The organism is Paraburkholderia sp. CNPSo 3272 (genome assembly GCF_024206495.1).
Classification (GTDB): Bacteria; Pseudomonadota; Gammaproteobacteria; order Burkholderiales; family Burkholderiaceae; genus Paraburkholderia.
The window spans coordinates 226,152-240,622 of the sequence record NZ_JAMBPQ010000003.1 but is presented as its reverse complement, the minus strand read 5'-3'; the positions used below and the strand labels follow the sequence as shown (position 1 = coordinate 240,622).

Sequence of the window (14,471 nt, the reverse complement as noted above, 5' to 3'; positions counted from 1 at the left end):
AGAAGTGGCTCTTCGAGTCCAGACTCGCGATGGCATAGCGCCTTGCCACCTTCTGCCCGGCTTGTTCGCTATCTAGTGACGTCCCAAAAGAACTCAAATGAATCCATGGTCTGCACGAGCGGAGGGACCACGCACAGGCGCACACGCTGGAATCGAAGATAAAAAACGTGTCGCGAATTCGATTGCGACGCAGGTAACAAAGAAAATTTCGGAATGCTGCTCCAAGGTATAGGCCACCACCTTCGCCGGTATAAACGCGGGTTCCACATTCCTACATGGAACGTGGAACCATTGCATGGCCGGAGAACTCATGAGCCTGAGCGCTACCTCCAACATTACGAAAAGACTTCGAGAAATGCTTGCAATCCTGTTGAGCGATGCCGGGACGAATATCGGCGTCGCTGAGCGCGACTTTCAAGTTTCGGACGACATCTTCGCAAGGCTGCAGCGGGCGGACCGTCTAGATTGCGCTCAGAGATTACTGGACGAAACAGTTCTAGCGGTTATCGGGGTACGGCCAGACGGTCGCAAGCGTCGGCGATTCGGAGAGAGGCGCGAACAGTCGCTGCGGCCATGCTGAGGCGTTGGAATCACTGGCAAGGAAGTGGTCGGAGGACTATCCGGACGGGGCGGTGGAGTGGTTGGTGGCAGGCTAAGTCGGTACACCTAGCTCAGGCGGCATACCTTCCATGCCGCACGCCGTCAGTTCGTGGGATATTCAGCGTCAAGTTCTGCGAAAAACGCATCGACATCGCGGAAGTTACCGGCGCGAATGTCAGCTTGGTCCAATTCGAGAATCATGGCCAGCGCTGCAATTTGCTGAATGTCGTCCGGCGTGCCTGTACTGTCTGCGGCCACTTTATTCTCCATACGAAAGTGTTTTCAAAAAAACGGGACTGGCCAATTTCCCCATGGAACTGGCTGTTCACCACGCTGGGCTCCACCAGTATGCCGCGAAGAGTTCAGTCTCCACAAGCGCTCTAACATTAAGGCCCCTGCGCGCCCTTCATGTCCGTCGGCGAGCGGAATCAGAGTAAGTGGGTACTCGCTTCTCTGGGCTATAGCTGACGGACGAAGAAGCTTGGCTAGGTAGTTGGCATGTCGGGTAACTACAACCGATTTCGATGGGAAGGTACTGCAGGTGGACGTGCCGACGGGATGCCTTCTCTCTCTTGACATTCGCCGTCCCTCCTATATACCTGATTCAATTGACCGCGAACCCGTGCAAGATGGGGAGGGCTATGCCATTTGTCTTCGTCCACGGCGTAAGCAACCGGGCCAGTGCCCCGGAGTACAGTGAGAATGAACTTGCCAGAAACGCCTCTTTCCGAGGCCTAGTATTCCCCGGAGTGGGTCTCGACGAGCGAACAGCAATATTCAACCCCTATTGGGGAGGCGACGGAGTCAAGTTCCGTTGGGGAAATGCCTCGCTGCCCGAACGGGACAGCTTGACTGAAACGTTCGGGACGTCGGCGTTTGCACCTGAGACGCGAGCCGCTGCCGAAGTGTTCGGCAGCAGCGGCGTCGGCACATCGGGCATCGCTGACATTGCAAGGTGGTCGTTGAGTGAAGCCATCGAGGTTGTCTGGGTCGCTGCATTGTCTGCAGTAGATTCCGAAGAACAGGCTGCTGCGCTGGTGGAAAGCTACGAGAAAGCAAGGTCGTATGCGTGTGCTAACCCGAAACCTGCATGGTTGGTCAATGCAAGTGACGGCAATTTCATTGACCAATTGTTGTTCAACGCGAGTCAGGCAATTGCCGACGCTCGTCCATCAACGGCGTCCGAACCGCAGTGGGAATCCTTTGGTGCAACTGAAATGCTGAACCGTCTAAGGGATGGTGCGCGTGGACTTACATCACTGGCAAGTTCGAAGGTCGCCACCGTCATGACCTCACTTGCGCGAAAGAAGGTACACATGGGCGTATCGCTGTTTATCGGCGATGTCTTTCAGTATCTTACGCGTCGTGGAAGCAAGGACTCACCCGGACCCATAGTTCACAAAGTCCTCCATGACTTCCGTGCTGCGCGAAGCCTCATCAATGCGGATGACCCGAAACTTGTAATCGTTGGTCACAGTCTCGGTGGCGTTATCAGTTACGACATTCTTACCCATTTTGACCCGACAATTGAGGTTGCTGAATTCGTAACGGTGGGGTCGCAAGTTGCGTTGTTTGAAGAAATGACGCTGTGTAAGGAAAGTCAAACAGGCATCCCAGCTAATCCCCCGTCCGACCGGCTAAAAAAGCCAGAAAACGTAGGTCGTTGGCTAAACATTTTCGACTTTAACGACATCTTCGGTTTTCGCGCCGAAGGGGTTTTCGATGGCGTGCGAGATTTCGCGTTCGAGACGGAGAAGGGATTGTTGAAAGCACACGGCGGCTATTTTCACAGGCCAGGTTTCTATTACCGGCTGGGAGAGAGACTAGCCGAATCGTAAAAGGGGTTTGTGGTTACTGTTTAGCCGGTGGCGTGCCGCCGACGTTGGCCCATCGCAAGAGTCGCTTGCGGGGCATGCTGGAGTGCTCGAATGACCACGGTCTTCGGCTCGGGAAATCAAGGTAACGCCGACTCGCCCGGGACTCATGTGTTAATTGTCGGGGCGGGCGAGTATCCATGCCTGCTCGGAGGGGACCCTGCCAGATTGATGGACAAACCTATGGGGCTCGGGCAGCTGAGTTCGCCGCCCCTGTCGGCCGTCGCGTTGGCGAACTGGTTTGTCGGACGACAAGTTGTGGGGGCGCAGCTGGACGAAGGAATTGGTTTTCACAATCCTCATGCGCCACTGGCGTCGGTCGAGATGCTGGTGTCGCCGTGCTTGGAGTATCAGTGTCCGGACGGAACGAGATTGACAGTGGATGCTGCCACCCGCGACCACATCGTAAAAGGCTACCGAACTTGGCGTGCCCGGGCCAAGAGCAATCCGGGAAACATCGCGGTGTTCTATTTCTGTGGACATGGCGCGGCGGGTTCCAACGACTACATTCTTCCTTCGGACTTTGGGGCGAGTAATCCGGACAATCCGTGGGCCGATGCCATTGACATTACTGACACCGCCCGCGCGGCTCGACGTGAAATAAGCGGGGCGTTGTATTTTTTCATCGATGCATGTCGACAGCCTTCTTGGGATTCGCTGGCACCGGGCGCGGGTACACCTGCTCTGCAGCGTGTCGAGTTTGACCGGCGAGTGGTGTGCTTCACCCGCATGTTGCTGTGGGCAACAGGCGAAGGGACGCCTGCGTTCGGGGCGAAGGCGCAGGTCTCGCGCTTCTCTGCGGCGCTCATTGAGGCGCTATCAGGATTCTATGGCGAGGAACTGGCCGGAACGGGCAACTGGGCAGTGACTAGCGAGGCGTTGGCGACGTCGGTGCGTAACATCCTCCAAGCCGGTAACGCGTCGCTCGACGAATCGCTGCACCAACATGCTGAGCAGCAGCTCATCGGGTCGCAGGTGTTGCACTGCGAGACGCGGCAACCGAAGAATGTCGGACGGGTGGTGTCGACGTGGAGTGCGAATCCGCTGGATAGAGAGCTGGCGCAGTTGGGCGGACAGGCGCTGGAAGCAGGCGCGCAGGAAGCCTTGGCTGAGCAACTGGAACAGCGCAATCTCCAGGTTGATGAGCTAAGACGTGAAATCGAGGAGTGGACCCGGCGCTATCTGGAGTTGGAGCAGCGTCTTTCGGATGAGTCCGACAGCGAACTGTCTCAGAAAGCTCGGGGCTACTTGTTGGCGGGCAAGCTCGAAGAAGCGGGAGCGTTCCTCGACAAACTCATTGAAGCATCCGAAGCGAGGATTCTCGCGGAGCAAGAAAGACTCGCTTCTCATTACCTAAGCCGCGCACAAGTTTATTCTCTACAGTTCAAGCCGACGGAGGCCTTGACCTACTATCGCGAAGCGTTTGACCGTTTCCCTAATAACACGCAGTACTCGATTCCCTACGCGAATGAACTATTGAGACAAAAGAAGTATCAAAGTGCCGAACCTATCTACACATCAGCCTTAGCGCATTTGAGACGTAGTGCCATAGAGGCCCCGGAACTCCGTCGCGATGTGGTCATCATCCTCAACAACTTCGGGTTGCTCTATAGCGACACCCAGCGCCTGACGGAAGCCGAGACCGCCTATCAAGAAGCGCAAGGTATGTCGCGGGAGATGGCCGAAACCAACCCTGCTGCCTACCTACCCGACGTCGCCAACACGCTCATCAACCTCGGAAACCTCTATCGGAGCACTCAGCGCCTGAGCGAAGCTGAAACCGCCTATCAAGAAGCGCAAGCCATCTCGCGGAAGATGGCCGAAACCAACCCAGCGGCCTACTTACCCGATGTCGCCAGCGCGCTAAACAACCTCGGAAATCTCTACCGCAGCACTCAGCGACTGACTGCGGCCGAGACCGCTCAAAAGGAAGCGCTCGGCATCCGAAGGACCCTGGCGGAGACTAACCCCGCTGCATACTTTCCCGATGTCGCGGGGACGCTCAACAACCTCGGGTTGCTCTACAAACACACGCAGCGCTTGACCGAGGCCGAAGTGGCTTATCAGGAGGCACATGCCATCTACCGGAAGCTTTGCGAAGACAATCCTTCCGCCTTTCTGCCCGACGTTGCAATGACGCTGAACAACCTAGGGATGCTTTACGGTGATACGCAGCGGCCGTCCGAAGCCGAATCGGCACACCAAGAGGCTGGTGCCATCTACTGGGCGCTGAGCGAAGCCAACCCTGCCACCTACTTGCCAAGTACAGCGACCACGCTCCACAACCTGGCAAACCTTTATCGGGATACCCAACGCCTGAGCGAAGCCGAGGCGGCTTACCAGCAGGCGCTCGGAATCTACCGGAGATTCGCTGAGGCCAATGCTACGGCGTATCTACCCGACGTCGCGATGACCCTGAACAGCCTCGGATGGCTCTACTGGGACATGCAGCGCTTGACCGAAGCTGAGGCCGCATACCGCAGGGCCCTCGCCATCCGCAGGAAGCTGGCCAGAGCCAACCCTAACGCCTACCTGCCCGATGTCGCGATGACGCTCAACAATCTCGCAATGCTCTTCGCCCATACGCAGCGGCTGAGCCGGGCTGAGACCGCGTACCGGAATGCTCACAAGCTCTACCGGACGCTAAGCGATGCCAATCCTGCCGCCTACCTACCCAATTTGTCGGCCACGCTTAATAACCTCGGAAATCTCTTTTGGAGCGCGGAGCGTCCGGCCGAAGCCGAAGCCGCCCACAAAGAAGCGCTAGCCATCCGAAGGAAGCTAGCCGATGCAAACCCTCTCGCCTACCTGCCCGATGTCGCGGCAACCCTCTACAATCTCGGAACCTTTTTTCTGAGCAGCGAGCGTTTGAACGAGTCCGAGGGCGCGTTGCACGAGGCGTTCGAAATTGGCACGAAGCTGGCTGACGCCAACCCTGCCGCTCATCAGCCCCTCGTAGCGGCTGCACTCTGTAACCTCGGAGTCATCTACAGGACGACCCATAGGCCTATCGAAGCAGAGAGAACCTGGCAGCAGGCGCTCGATATTCAAAGAAGGCTGGCCGAAGTCAACGTAGCCGCCTACCTACCCGATGTCGCGGGCACGCTTTTCAATCTCGGGGGACTTTACTGCGAGGCGCAACGTCTAACTGAAGCCGAAAGCGCCTACCACGAGGCACTTAATATCCGGAGGAAGCTCGCCGAGGCCAACCCTACGGCCTTCCTGTCCAAGGTCGCGGCAACGCTCGATAAGCTGGGTATTCTTTACCAGGCTACCCAGCGGGTGCCTGAAGCCGAAGCAACCTCCCAGGAGGCGGAAGCTATTAGACGCAAGCTAGCCATCGTAGCAGGCCGACGTACTCAAGGAGCGTAGGCTATCGCGGCCGGCAAAAGCGACCGCTCCAATTGTTAAGCCTTGTGCTGTGCGATGCTGTAACCGCCATTGAAGTTGTATGCAGCAAATCGGGTTTATAGATGCGATGCAGGGCTTGTCGGAGTGCTTGAATGACCACGGTCTTTCATTCGGGAAATCAAGGCGACGCGGACTCACCAGGAACTCATGTGTTCATCGTCGGCGTGGGTGAATACCCGTGCCTACTTGGAGGCGACCCTTCCCGCCTGCTGGACAAGCCGATGGGACTCGGGCAGTTGAGTTCCCCCGCCCTGTCTGCGTTAGCGTTGGCCAACTGGTTTATCGGGCCCCGAGCTCTCGGGTCGCCGGTTGATGGGCACGTTGGTTTCAGCAACCCTCGCGCGCCACTGGCGTCGGTCGAAATGTTGGTGTCACCGGGCTTGACCTATCAGTGCACGGACGGCACGACTGCGGCCGTGGATTCGGCTACCCGCGAAAATATCGATGCACGTTACGGTGCGTGGCTGGAACGTGCGAAGAGTCATCCAGGTAATATCGCTGTGCTCTATTTTTGCGGTCATGGCGTAGCCGGTTCCAGCGACTACATTCTGCCGTCCGATTTCGGTAGCCACAAGAAGAACCCTTGGTCCGATGCCATCGATATTACGGAGACCGCCCGCGCGGCACGGCGCGAGGTCGTCGGGTCACTGTACTTTTTCATCGACGCGTGTCGCTTGGCTTCGAGGGACTCACTGATGCCCGGTGCCAGTCCGCCGGCACTGCAGTATGTCGATTTTGACAGAAAAGTGCTGTGCTTCACCCGCATGTTGCTGTGGGCAACAGGTGAAGGCGAACCGGCCTTCGGTGCTAGGGGGCAGGCGTCACGCTTCACTTCGGCACTCATTGAGGCGCTGTCAGGGTTCTATGGCGAGGAGGTTGACAGCGGGAGTTGGGCGGTAACCGGCGAGGCACTGGCGAAGTCGGTCCGGACCATACTTGACGCGAACAATGCGTCGCTGGATGGCTCGATGCATCAGCACGTTGAGTCTCAGCTCATCGGTTCCCAAGTACTGCATTACGAAGCCCAGCCACCGAAAACTGTCGGGCGAATGGTGTCGACGTGGGCCGTGGACCCACTGGCCAGGGAAATGGCACAACTGGGCGGAGAGGTGCTGGGACAAGGCGCACAGGAAGCGCTGGCTGAAAAGCTGGAGCAGCGTAACCTTCAGATTGACGAGTTAAGACGGGAAATCGAGGAGTGGACCCGGCGCTACCTGGAGCTGGAGCAGCGTCTTGCGGATGAACCCGACAGCGAACTGGCGCAGCAGGCAAGGAGCTATCTAGCAGCAGGCAAGCTGGAGGAGGTGGGTGCGCTCCTTGATGCGCTGATTAGAGCGGCCGAATGTCGCCTTGAAGAAGAGCGCGAGCGACTTGCCTCCCGTTACTTGAGTCGAGCCGAGATTTATGAGTTGCTATTCAAGCCGTCTGAGGCGCTGCCTTTTTTCCGTAGGGCATACGAGATTTCTTCCGAGGAATCAAGGTACGCCCGCCGCTATGCGCGTGCGCTGCACCAACAGAAAGACCATCAACGTGCCGAAACTATCTACACGTCAGCTCTGTTCGTATTGAGAAAGCATGCCGTGGACAATCCCGCGACGTATAGGCCCGCCGTGGCGGGCACACTCAACAACCTCGGGGTGCTCTATAACGATACGCAGCGTCTAGCAGAAGCGGAGACCGCTTATCGGGAAGCACTTGATATCTACAGGATGCTGGCCAAGGCCAATCCGGTCGCGTACTGGCATGAACTCGCCTTTACGCTCAACAACCTCGGGGTGCTTTACACTCAAACCAAGCGATTGGCCGAAGCGGAGGTCGCTTATCGTGAAGCGCTTGATATGTCTCGAATGCTGGCCGAGGCCAGTCCGGCGGCATACCTGCCAGAGGTGGCCATGACGCTCCACAACCTTGGGGAGTTGTACCACGCCACACAGCGACTGAACGATGCCGGGACTGCGTACCACGAAGCGCTTAACGTCGTCCGAAAACTGGCCGAGGCCAATCCAGCGGCGTACCTGCACCATGTAGCGGGCACGCTCAACAACCTCGCGGTACTCTACAGCGACATGCAGCATCTGGCCGAAGCGGAGGTCGCTTACCGGGAAGCGCTTGACATCCGCCAGGCACTGGCCGAGGTCAGTCCGGCGACATACCGGCCGGATGTAGCGGTAACGCTCATCTGCCTCGGGCGGCTTTACAGTCAAACCCGGCGTCCGACTGAAGCTGAAACGGCTTATCGGGCAGCGCTCGACACTTATGTGACGCTCGCTGCGGACATTTCCGCAGCGTACCAGCGCGATGTGGCGATGGCGTTCTTCCACCTCGGCGTGCTCTACAGTCAAACCCAGAGACGGACCGAAGCGGAGACCGCTTACCGGGAAGCACTGGATATCTACCGGATGCTGGCCGGAGAGAATCCGGCGGCATACAGGTCCTACGTAGCGGCGACGCTCGACAACCTAAGTAACCTCTACATCGATACGCAGCGTCTGGCTGAAGCGGAGACCGCTTACCGGGAAGCACTTGACATCTACCGGGTCCTGGCGGGGGCGAATCCGGAGGCATACGGGTCCAATGTAGCGGTGACGCTCGACAAACTAGGTAACCTCTACAGCAATACGCAGCGTCTGGCTGAAGCGGAGCCCTGGTACCGGGAAGCGCTCGACATCCGCCGAACGCTGGCCGGAGCCAATCCGCCGACATACCAGCCGGATGTAGCGGTAACGCTCAACAACCTAGGTAACCTCTACAGCAACACGCAGCGTTTGGCTGAAGCGGAGACCGCTTACCGGGAAGCGCTTGATATCCGCCGAGCACTGGCGGCAGCCAATCCGGCGGCGTACAACTCCTATGTTGCGATGACGCTCAATAACCTTGCAGCGCTCTACTGCAAAATCCAACGCGGGACTGAAGCCGAGACGGTTTTCCAGCAGGCGCTGGACATCTTTAGGTCCCTGGAAGATGCCAATCCGGCGGCATACCTGCGCTATGAAGCGGGTACGCTCAACAACCTCGGAGTTCTCTACAGCGATATGCAGCGTCCGGCTGAAGCGGAAACCGCTTACCGCGAAGCGCTCGAAATTTACCGGAGGTTGGCCGAGTCCAGTCCAACCGCCTACGAGCCTTACGTCACTCAGACCGTCCAGAATCTCGCAGCCCTTCAAGAGGACAACGAGCGTCCAACCTAATAGGGCCTGCGGGAGTTCGCGACATGACTACGGTTTGCATATCTAAGCATAGCCACGGAGACCCGGGTTCGGCCAGCACACATGTGTTCACCGGTAGACGAACGGGACATCTACACGAAAACTGGCGCATCTGGCAGGAATCGACTGCGACCTCCGGCATCGCGAACCGGCGCTCTCCTCCTCCACACGAGAAGGCGTCCTTGAGTTCTTGGGAATCGGTGGGACAGCGTAAGCGTAGGTTGCCAGGCGAAAACGAACCCATTGGGCCTACTACCAAGAACGCGTGCAATCAGGTGGCCTCACCAGATACGAGGTAGATGACTGCGAGGAAAGCATCGAGGCCGAAGGCGGAAAACACGCTACGTTTGAATGCAGTCGAAGGGGAATACTACCAATTGCTGAACGTGTGGCAGGCTTGCCTTAATATCGTTAGCTTGGTCCTGCAGATATCGAACCAAAGCGGAGAAAGTTTGGCGTTTGCCGACGTCGGGAATGTCCCATGTTTTTTTGTCGAGTCTGAATATCACCAAAATTCCGTGGCTGCTATTGAAGCCCCTCAGATACTGGCCCACCAACTGGTCCCGGATGGTGGTTGTTAGTGAGGCGGCAGAATAGCTGCGCTTCGCGTCGACGGGCTTAATCTCGATGCAGACGTTCCAACTGCGCGCGCTGACTTGTATGTCGGTCGCGTTGTCCGCATCGACATTCTCCTCTCGATGGACGCTGAATCGCCCATTCGGCGTGTCGCGGAGCCGGGCTGCCAGCCAGAGCTGCAGTAATTTCTCTTTCATCCCCTTGTGTAGCAGGCCTCTGTCACTAAATGGCCCTTCCTCCACGCCCGTCCGAAGCTCCTCCAGCCTCGCGATGACTTGCTCGAATAGTTGCCCTTCGCTTTGAGGCTCAATGTTCAGTGAGGACCTATTGACAGGAGATTATGTACTTCAAAATTCACGGCCTGCGTTGCTTGGCGTGAAGCGTGTTCGTGGACGCGCCCGTTGAGCCAGGCCTTTGTAGCTGCGTCAGTTTCTATTGACGCGAGCTTTACCAACGCGCGGTGCGCCGTGTGGCGGGGAATCCCTACAAGGATGCCGGGGATTGTTTCGAGGAGCCTCGTCATTGATGGCGCGAACATATTTGCGTTCGCCCGGTCAGAAGCAATATCCTCACGGGAGCATCGGTTGCGGGTACGGTATTTCCATCAGAAGCCACGGCTACTCTGGCTCAGCCGATACCGCGCTCCACAGGGACAGCGCCCGAGTTGACTGGACCAGTCGGAGTGCCATGACTACGGTCTATATAGCGAATAGGCCGCCAACCTCTGATTCCGCCCGCCTGCACGTGTTCATCATCGGCACGTCCAAAGTCGTTTCCATGTTGTAAAAACTAGGTCGCTATCGCGCTTACCCATATCGCGTACATGGGTTTGCGACACGATTTGGTGGTTCTGGGGCGACGCAAGCCGCCGCTAGAGGCCGCTATCCGGTCTTGAAACGTCATTATTTGATGCTACCGGACGACATTCTTTGGATAACGCCACACTTCATCATCCTGATTCATTTCCCGCGCCGCATCGAGATTCACGCATCCATTTTCAATGGATCGCATTCGCGCGCGCAGCGTTACAGCGGCAACGCATGCGTCGACAGGATCTCCTTGAGCACCATGAAGCTGCGGACCTGCCGCACGCCCGGCAAGTAAAGTAACTGCTCCGCATGCAGCTGGTTGAAGCTTTCGTTGTCGCGCGTGCGCACCAGCATGAAGTAATCGAATTCGCCAGTCACGACGTGGCATTCCATGCAGCCTGAAACCTTTTGGGCTGCTTTCTCGAATGCGGCGAACGCCTCGGGCGTCGAGCGGTCGAGCACGAAGCCGATCACGACCAGCATGCCTGCGCCGAGCGCCTTCGGATCGAGCAGCGCAACGATTGCGCGTATCAGTCCCAACTCCTTGAGCCGTTCCACACGCCGCAGGCAGGCGGGCGCGCTGAGCTTCACTTTGGCCGCGAGGCTGACGTTTGAAATCGATGCGTCCTGCTGCAAATGCCTGAGGATCGCGCGATCGATGCGATCCAATGCAGGCGGCTCATGCGGCGTAGCGGGAGAGCGTCTGGTTAATTTCATTGCGTCCTCGAACCGTTTCACAAATTAAAAGTGTTTCCAACTCGAAGTGAATGCTCTAAACGTAGGTCGTCGATAATTTTTTAGCAAGCTCATTTCGCGGCAGTACGCCTAACATTTCTGCATCGGGTTGCACCGTTCCAGGCGCGCACCGACCGTTGACCACGTCCCGCATGAGCCGACCTCACGGAGATATTCGATGAACCTCCAGCGTTTCCCCCGTTATCCACTCACGTTCGGACCCACGCCCATCCAGCCGCTCAAGCGCCTGAGCCAGCATCTCGGCGGCAAGGTCGAGCTATACGCGAAGCGCGAGGACTGCAACAGCGGACTCGCGTTCGGCGGCAACAAGACGCGCAAGCTCGAGTACCTGATTCCCGACGCGCTCGCGCAAGGTTGCGACACGCTAGTCTCGATTGGCGGCATCCAGTCGAACCAGACGCGTCAGGTTGCAGCCGTCGCTGCGCATCTCGGCATGAAGTGCGTGCTGGTTCAGGAAAACTGGGTCAACTATTCCGATGCCGTCTACGACCGCGTGGGCAACATCCAGATGTCGCGCATGATGGGCGCGGATGTGCGGCTCGTACCCGACGGCTTCGACATCGGCATTCGACCGAGTTGGGAGGAGGCGCTCGAGAGTGTGCGCGCGGCGGGCGGCAAACCGTACGCGATACCGGCGGGCTGCTCGGAGCATCCGCTCGGCGGCCTCGGTTTCGTGGGCTTTGCCGAGGAGGTGCGGGCGCAGGAGGCGCAACTGGGCTTCCAGTTCGACTACGTCGTCGTGTGCTCGGTCACAGGCAGCACGCAGGCGGGCATGGTGGTCGGCTTCGCGGCGGACGGCCGGGCGGACCGCGTGATCGGCATCGACGCTTCGGCTACGCCGGAGAAGACCCATGCGCAGATCACGCGCATTGCGCGTCATACTGCCGGACTCGTCGATCTCAACCGCGATATCAGCGAGAAGGACGTGATTCTCGACACGCGTTATGGCGGCCCGGAGTACGGGTTGCCGAACGACGGCACGCTGGAGGCGATTCGCCTGTGCGCGCGGTTGGAGGGCGTGCTGACCGATCCCGTGTACGAGGGCAAGTCGATGCACGGCATGATCGACAAAGTGCGCCGCGGTGAATTCGAGCCGGGGTCGAAGGTGCTGTATGCGCATCTGGGCGGCGTGCCGGCTTTGAGCGCGTATAGCTTTATCTTCCGCGACGGCTGAGTTCAAGCGATGGTTCGCTCACGCGCGGGGCGCACGCCCCGCTCTTTGATTTTGATCACGGTATGTAGGGCGCATCGCATCGAAAAGATCCCGCCAGCACCAACGAGCGGAGAACCTGACGTTGTTGAAAGACGCTTCGACATGAGAACATAGGCGATTCGACGGTCGCGGCGTGGGCGACCGTCATCGCAATGTTGTCGTAACGCGAAGCACTTCACGCATAAGGAGTGCTGTGTAGTGTTTGATTAACGCGGTGGGTGCCAGCACAATCATAAGACCAGGTCGGGAACGAGCGCCGAGTGACTCACGAACTGACGGGCGGTTCCCTCCCCGTTCACTCCCAGGCAGCACGTAGCGTATTCGCACTCCGGCTTCTGGATTGGAAGCGAAAATGGCTACCACTCGGGACATTTCCAGATTCAGCCTCTTCCTGCGCACCGGAATCGTTGCCCTGGCGTATTTCGCCGGTGCAAAGCTAGGACTTTCCTATGCGGTAGTGGGGGGCGCAATCTCTCTCGTATGGCCTTCCAGCGGCATCGCTCTCGTTGCGCTGCTCGCGCTCGGCATCGAGGTCGCGCCGGGTATTGCCGTTGGTTCCTTTCTCGCCAACGTATCGGGCGGCGTGCCTGCAGCCGTGGCCGCGGCGATAGGCATCGGCTCCATGGCTGGGCCGTTGACGGCAGCGCTATTGCTGAACCGCGCCACTCGATTCCAGACCACCCTTGCGCGCATCAACGATGTGTTGGCCTTCATCGGCCTCGCTGCGGTGACGAGTACGGCAGTCAGTGCGCTGGTCGGCACGACCGCCCTGCTCGGAGGGGGACTCGTGCCTGGCGCCGGGTACGCTGCAGCCTTTCTGAAATGGTGGCTCGGCGACATGATGGGCGTTCTCGTCGTGGCACCGGCCCTATTCAGCTTCCTCACGTATTCGAACCCGGTCCGATCCGCACAGCGGATCATGGAAGCGTGCGGACTGATTGCTGCAACCTTTTGGGCGAGCTACCTTATCTTCGGTGCCCCGCAACTTGCCGGGCACGGCTACTACCCTGCAGCGCTCGCGATCTTTCCATTCATTATCTGGGCGGCGCTGCGCTTCGATCGCCTGGGCGCCAGCATCGTGACGCTGATGATCTCGGTCGTGGCAATCTGGGGCACTACTCACGGTACGGGGCCCTTTGCTGCCGAATCTCCTGTGGACAGCCTCGTGAGGTGGTGCGCCTTTGCGAACGTCGTGGCGGTGACGGGACTGTTGCTGGCGGCGGCACGCGCTCAGGAACGGGGCGCCCATGCCCTGCTGCAGGCGGCCCACATCGAACTGGAGCGACGCGTCGAGGAGCGCACCGAAGACCTGGAGAAGGCGAACAACGAGCTAAAAGCGGAGATGGAGCGACGCCGTCTGCTGGAAGGGGAGCTGATCCGGATCGGCGATCAGCAGCAGAGACTCATTGGGCAGGAACTGCACGACGGACTTGGGCAACAGCTGACCAGCCTGGGCCTGTACTGCGCCGCCTTGAATCAGAGACTGCAGACCCAGGGCGACCCGGCCGCCGCCGAGGCCGCTAACGTCGTCGGCCTGGTAAAACAGGCGTCCTTGATGACCCGCAGGATCGCCCATGGCCTGGACCCGGTCGCGATGGAATACGGCGGACTTGCGGACGCACTGCATGCGCTGGCGGAGACGGCTGGCGCGCTCGATGGCGTAGATTGCAAGCTGCGGATCGCGCCGGATGTGGACTTGCTGGACCCGCTGCTGCAGATCAACCTGTACCGAGCCGCACAGGAAGCCGTCAACAACGCGCTGAAATATTGTCGTGGCCACCGCATCTGGATCGACCTCGAGCGGGCGGGCGGTCTGCAGACGCTCTCGATCAGCGACGATGGGGTAGGCATCGGCCCTGAGGAAATGGAGCGTGCCGCGGGTCTTGGACTGCACAACCTGCGCCACCGGGCGAGCCTTCTGGGCGGCTCCTGCACCGTGACCCGCAACGGCTTGGGCGGCACCACCGTCGCGATTAGCTATCCGCTACCGGAGGGTACTGGCCATGCAGAGGAAATGCGCTAGCCC

Annotated in this window: 8 protein-coding genes; 5 read left to right on the top strand and 3 right to left on the bottom strand. The window is 58.8% G+C overall.

Features of this window, described 5'->3' with window-relative positions; translation table 11 throughout:
- Nucleotides 1-702: 702 nt before the first annotated feature.
- Nucleotides 703-870: a hypothetical protein gene (locus M3I53_RS05450; RefSeq protein ID WP_254314956.1), complete on the bottom strand. Its 168-nt coding sequence runs from the start codon at nt 868-870 to the stop codon at nt 703-705.
- A 371-nt stretch (nt 871-1,241) separates the two neighbouring features.
- Between M3I53_RS05450 and M3I53_RS05445 the strand changes: the two genes are divergently transcribed.
- From M3I53_RS05445 to M3I53_RS05435, 3 genes are all read left to right on the top strand, one after another.
- Nucleotides 1,242-2,438, top strand: a complete 1,197-nt coding sequence (locus M3I53_RS05445) for a hypothetical protein (protein WP_254314955.1) — start codon at nt 1,242-1,244, stop codon at nt 2,436-2,438.
- 90 nt (nt 2,439-2,528) lie between these two features.
- Entirely contained in the window at nt 2,529-5,846 is a 3,318-nt protein-coding gene (locus tag M3I53_RS05440) for a tetratricopeptide repeat protein (RefSeq protein WP_254314954.1), read from the top strand.
- A gap of 131 nt (nt 5,847-5,977) precedes the next feature.
- On the top strand, nt 5,978-9,073 hold the full coding sequence (locus tag M3I53_RS05435) for a tetratricopeptide repeat protein (RefSeq protein WP_254314953.1): 3,096 nt from the start codon (nt 5,978-5,980) through the stop codon (nt 9,071-9,073).
- 359 nt (nt 9,074-9,432) lie between these two features.
- On the opposite strand, the gene M3I53_RS05430 is transcribed toward M3I53_RS05435, so the two are convergent.
- Together M3I53_RS05430 and M3I53_RS05425 are read right to left on the bottom strand one after the other, a co-directional pair.
- Entirely contained in the window at nt 9,433-9,864 is a 432-nt protein-coding gene (locus M3I53_RS05430) for a hypothetical protein (protein WP_254314952.1), read from the bottom strand.
- A gap of 828 nt (nt 9,865-10,692) precedes the next feature.
- Entirely contained in the window at nt 10,693-11,193 is a 501-nt protein-coding gene (locus tag M3I53_RS05425) for an Lrp/AsnC family transcriptional regulator (RefSeq protein WP_254314951.1), read from the bottom strand.
- Between the two features lie 196 nt (nt 11,194-11,389).
- On the opposite strand from M3I53_RS05425, the gene M3I53_RS05420 reads away from it, so the two are divergent.
- Both M3I53_RS05420 and M3I53_RS05415 read left to right on the top strand, forming a co-directional pair.
- A complete protein-coding gene (locus tag M3I53_RS05420) occupies nt 11,390-12,406 on the top strand; it encodes a 1-aminocyclopropane-1-carboxylate deaminase (RefSeq protein WP_254314950.1) in 1,017 nt (338 codons plus the stop codon).
- Nucleotides 12,407-12,797: 391 nt separating this feature from the next.
- Entirely contained in the window at nt 12,798-14,468 is a 1,671-nt protein-coding gene (locus M3I53_RS05415; protein WP_254314949.1) for an MASE1 domain-containing protein, read from the top strand.
- The last annotated feature ends 3 nt before the right edge of the window (nt 14,469-14,471 follow it).

Bases quoted from the DNA above. Each gene is read 5' to 3' on its own strand.
- M3I53_RS05450 (WP_254314956.1), bottom strand. From the start codon at position 870: ATGGAGAATAAAGTGGCCGCAGACAGTACAGGCACGCCGGACGACATT.
- M3I53_RS05425 (WP_254314951.1), bottom strand. From the start codon at position 11,193: ATGAAATTAACCAGACGCTCTCCCGCTACGCCGCATGAGCCGCCTGCA.
- M3I53_RS05415 (WP_254314949.1), top strand. From the start codon at position 12,798: ATGGCTACCACTCGGGACATTTCCAGATTCAGCCTCTTCCTGCGCACC.
- M3I53_RS05440 (WP_254314954.1), top strand. From the start codon at position 2,529: ATGACCACGGTCTTCGGCTCGGGAAATCAAGGTAACGCCGACTCGCCC.
- M3I53_RS05430 (WP_254314952.1), bottom strand. From the start codon at position 9,864: ATGAAAGAGAAATTACTGCAGCTCTGGCTGGCAGCCCGGCTCCGCGAC.
- M3I53_RS05445 (WP_254314955.1), top strand. From the start codon at position 1,242: ATGCCATTTGTCTTCGTCCACGGCGTAAGCAACCGGGCCAGTGCCCCG.
- M3I53_RS05435 (WP_254314953.1), top strand. From the start codon at position 5,978: ATGACCACGGTCTTTCATTCGGGAAATCAAGGCGACGCGGACTCACCA.
- M3I53_RS05420 (WP_254314950.1), top strand. From the start codon at position 11,390: ATGAACCTCCAGCGTTTCCCCCGTTATCCACTCACGTTCGGACCCACG.